This window comes from Mesorhizobium humile (assembly GCF_033977215.1).
Taxonomy (GTDB): domain Bacteria; phylum Pseudomonadota; class Alphaproteobacteria; order Rhizobiales; family Rhizobiaceae; genus Mesorhizobium; species Mesorhizobium humile.
This window is the reverse complement of sequence record NZ_JAVIIV010000057.1, coordinates 1-3,419: the sequence shown is the minus strand read 5'-3', so window position 1 is coordinate 3,419 and position 3,419 is coordinate 1. Positions and strand designations below refer to the sequence as shown.

At 60.7% G+C, this 3,419-nt stretch carries 3 protein-coding genes and 1 pseudogene; 1 reads left to right on the top strand and 3 read right to left on the bottom strand.

Annotated features, from left to right (window positions below; genetic code table 11):
• A pseudogene (locus RFM52_RS32625) lies at positions 1 to 546 on the top strand (hypothetical protein); the annotation flags it as partial.
• 135 nt (positions 547 to 681) lie between these two features.
• Here the strand turns inward: RFM52_RS32625 and RFM52_RS32620 are convergent.
• The 3 genes from RFM52_RS32620 to RFM52_RS32610 form a co-directional block, all read right to left on the bottom strand.
• Positions 682 to 1,506 (bottom strand): universal stress protein, encoded by an 825-nt coding sequence (locus tag RFM52_RS32620; protein ID WP_320293750.1) that lies wholly within the window; start codon positions 1,504 to 1,506, stop codon positions 682 to 684.
• Positions 1,507 to 1,605: 99 nt separating this feature from the next.
• On the bottom strand, positions 1,606 to 2,139 hold the full coding sequence (locus tag RFM52_RS32615) for a flavin reductase family protein (RefSeq protein WP_320293781.1): 534 nt from the start codon (positions 2,137 to 2,139) through the stop codon (positions 1,606 to 1,608).
• 205 nt (positions 2,140 to 2,344) lie between these two features.
• Positions 2,345 to 3,067 (bottom strand): phosphoribosyltransferase, encoded by a 723-nt coding sequence (locus tag RFM52_RS32610; protein WP_320293751.1) that lies wholly within the window; start codon positions 3,065 to 3,067, stop codon positions 2,345 to 2,347.
• Positions 3,068 to 3,419 lie beyond the last annotated feature (352 nt).

Below are 3,419 nucleotides of genomic sequence, written 5' to 3'. Positions count from 1 at the left end.
TGCTTTAAGTTTTTGATTTTAAGCATGTCTTTGTCCCGAAACCGGGCCCACTTTCGGGAGACATGCTTTAGTCGACGCTCTGCCAAGCCAGGCGCAAATGGAAAGCGTGCGATCTTTCTTTCAGGTCGCCGCGTCGATCAATCGCCTGTGAAGCTCGGTCGTCAATGCCTCGACACGCTCGGTGAGAGCCTTGATGGTTTCGGTCAACTGCGTGTTCTGATTCACGAGATCCACCAGCATGGCCGTTTGTTTGGCCATCAGCGCCTGGCGCTCCTCACTGGCGTGGGCAATGTCCTCGCGATGCATTGCCTTGGCATCGGTCGGTGCGATCACGATGACAGCGCTGTGACGAAAGTGGTTATCGGCATCCTGCGTGGTAAGTGTCGCGTTGGTTTGCGCCGTCTGCCGCGCCTGCTCAAAAGCCCGATCCAGACGGGTTTCGTCCGGCTAGCCCGCCGCGACGGGACGACCATCCACTACCGCATCACCAGACCGGAAGTGCTGACGGTCGTAGAGGCGCTGCACTCTGCCTTCTGCCCCAAGTAGCAGCCTCCGAACAGGCCGACTGACAGAACGCCGTCCTTTGCTTGATCCAAGTCAAGGACATGTCGATCGGCCATCTCCAACGCTGTTCTCACACCCTTCGGCAAGTGAATCTCAGCGGCATGCATTCAGCTGGCTTCAACTCGACATCAGCCGATTGAGCCAGACCTCATCCAGGAGCGAACGGGTAATCCCGCCAAACACCCATTCCCTCATTCGGCTATGACCGTAGGCGCCAGATACGACCAGATCAGTTTTGACGGACGCCAGGAAGTCTACGAGGCGATTTCCTTCTTCGTCCGACTTTAGGATTTCGGTGCGCGCCTTGATGCCGTGCCTGGCGAGGAAACTGGCAACGTCCCTGACGCCGTCGCTGATCCAATCAGCCGGATTGCGATCGACCGCAACCACGGTGACTTCATTGGCCATGGCCATCAGTGGCACCGCGTCTGCCACGGCGCGTCTTGCCTCGCGTGTGTCCTTCCAGGCGACGACGACCTGGCCGAGCGGCAAGCTCGCAGCGCCCCTGGCGGCGACCAGCACAGGTCTGCCGGCGCGAAGCATCAGACTGCCCGGATCGGCCATACGGTATGCATCGCCCGTGGATGCGCCGAGCGAAGCGCCCGTGACGACGAGGTCCGCGAGAAGGGAAGCTCTAGCGAGGGCATGATCTGGATTCTCGACCGTGTGCCGCCAGTCCGTCCTGACTGCTCCGGCGACGAGGCTGTCGAACTTGGAGTGGCGATCATTCAGCCTTTGCCGGATTTCAGCCCGCGACTGCTCCCACAGTTCCGCCGCGATGGCAGCACCCTCGGGTGCCATCGTGACGGGCAGCGGAGCGTCGGCGGCGCAGAAACCGATCAGCTGCGCGTCAAAGCGCTTGGCAAGCTCGATACCGACCCGCGTGAGCTCTTCGATTGAACCATCGATGCCGAGGTTCAGGAGAATGAATTTGTAGCTCATCGAATCGCCTTCGGACGTTGAATGGTTTCGGTGCGCTGACGCTACCCCGTGGTCAGGGCACCAGACCTTGATGCGGATCAATGTCGCGGCATCGGACCATCAAGGTATCCGAGACTCGAAATGGATCACTTCGCCGTCCACCGTAAAGGCACCGTTTCCAACGTGATGGATTGTTTTCGGCTTCGGTTGTGCCGGATCGATCCAGGCTTTGAGGACTTCCAGAACGAATAGATTGTACCTGTTGGCCATGCGCGTATCGACGACGCGACATTCGAGATTGGCGAAACATTCGGCCACCAGCGGCGCCGACACCCGCTCGGCGGGCAACGGTGTCAGCCAGGCCGTTGCGAACTTGTCCGTGTCGCGGCCAGAGCAATTGCCGACCTTGACGACCTTGTCCGCCAATCCCACGGGAGGCACTGCTATCACGCACTCCCTTGTCTGACGCAAGGCGAACAACGAGAAGTCGCCGCTCGACACGATGCAGGCAATCGTCGGCGGCGCAATTTGCACCATCATGTGCCAGGACATAGCCATGACATTCGCGCGGCCTCGCTTGGACCTCGTCGTCAGCAGGACGACCGGACCGGGCTCGATGAGCCGATACACTTCGGCAAGCGGCAGTTCCTTCATCTTTATCCCTCGCTTTGCACTTCTTCCCCCATCGACTTTGTTGCCGCCAATATCTTCCTTCGCCTTGATCAGGGTCAAAGCTTCGATGCCGGGTTGCGGGGAGGGCGCTCGGACCAGCGTGACAACCGGCACCGATTGATCACGATCTATGCCGGCTTGAGCGTGTCCCGCCCTTGCAAGGAAAGCGTCCGAATGTGCATGACGCCTATTCCTTGGTGTCTGCCTCTCGTCGTGCTCTGGCGGAGCGCGCGCCGGGCTGTTTTCCGTTGCCGCTGCCAGCGACTGGTCCCGACTGCGCGACCATATTCATGGCATCCAGAACATCCCGATCCGTCAGCTGTGGGAAGCTCATGTAGTAATAACTCAGCGCGCGGAAACGAGCCGGCTGACTCAGGCAGATGACCAGATCGGCTTCCTGAGCCAGCTCGGTCGCGGTATCTGGGGGCGACACCGGAAGCGCAGCGATGATCTTTCGCGGCGAGCGTCGCTTCAGCGCCCTGATGGCAGCTTTCATTGTCGTGCCCGTGGCAGCCCCGTCGTCAACGATGATCACGGTTTTGCCGTCGACTGGCAAAGGTGCCTCGCCGCCGCGATACGCCATGCGGAGGCGCGCCAATTCCGGACGCTCTTTCGCAATCCGCGCCCGGAGCGCATCGTCGCCCAGCCCATAGGTTTCAACGATCTCCCGATTGAGAACAACGTCCGGGGGATCCCCGTCGACGATGGCCGCGACCGCCAGCTCGGGGTTTCCCGGCGCTCCGACTTTGCGGACGAGGATCAGATCGAGTCGCGTCTGGAGGGTCTTGGCCACCTCAACTGCGACGGGAACGCCGCCTCGCGGCAAAGCCATGACTATCGGATCTTGCAGGGTCAGTTTGGCGAGCTCGAATGCGAGCATCTGTCCGGCTTCCTGGCGATCGCGGAACATAGGTCAATTCTCCGGCCACAATTGACGGAGCGACTTCCGGGAGAGCCAGTCGCGCAAAGTGTGCAGGACCGCTTCCAACAATCGGAACGCGCTCTGCTCGTTCCAGCTCAGATCTCTGGCGAGCTCGTTCACCCATTGCTGCGCCTGGTCGGCGGCATGTTGGATGGAAGCGTGCGAAACCGAGTGGGTCATCGTCGTTGGCTCTCAAGTCTGCGGAGATCCACACGCGTTGCGCGGGATCAAGTTCGGCGTCCTGTGGTTTTCACCCACCTGCCTTGTTCACCAGGAGCGGAATGATCCGGTCGGTCTTGGCGACGGCGGGACGGCCGGAGCCGGCATAGGGGATGCCCAG

Bases quoted from the DNA above. Each gene is read 5' to 3' on its own strand.
- RFM52_RS32610 (WP_320293751.1), bottom strand. From the start codon at position 3,067: ATGTTCCGCGATCGCCAGGAAGCCGGACAGATGCTCGCATTCGAGCTC.
- RFM52_RS32615 (WP_320293781.1), bottom strand. From the start codon at position 2,139: ATGAAGGAACTGCCGCTTGCCGAAGTGTATCGGCTCATCGAGCCCGGT.
- RFM52_RS32620 (WP_320293750.1), bottom strand. From the start codon at position 1,506: ATGAGCTACAAATTCATTCTCCTGAACCTCGGCATCGATGGTTCAATC.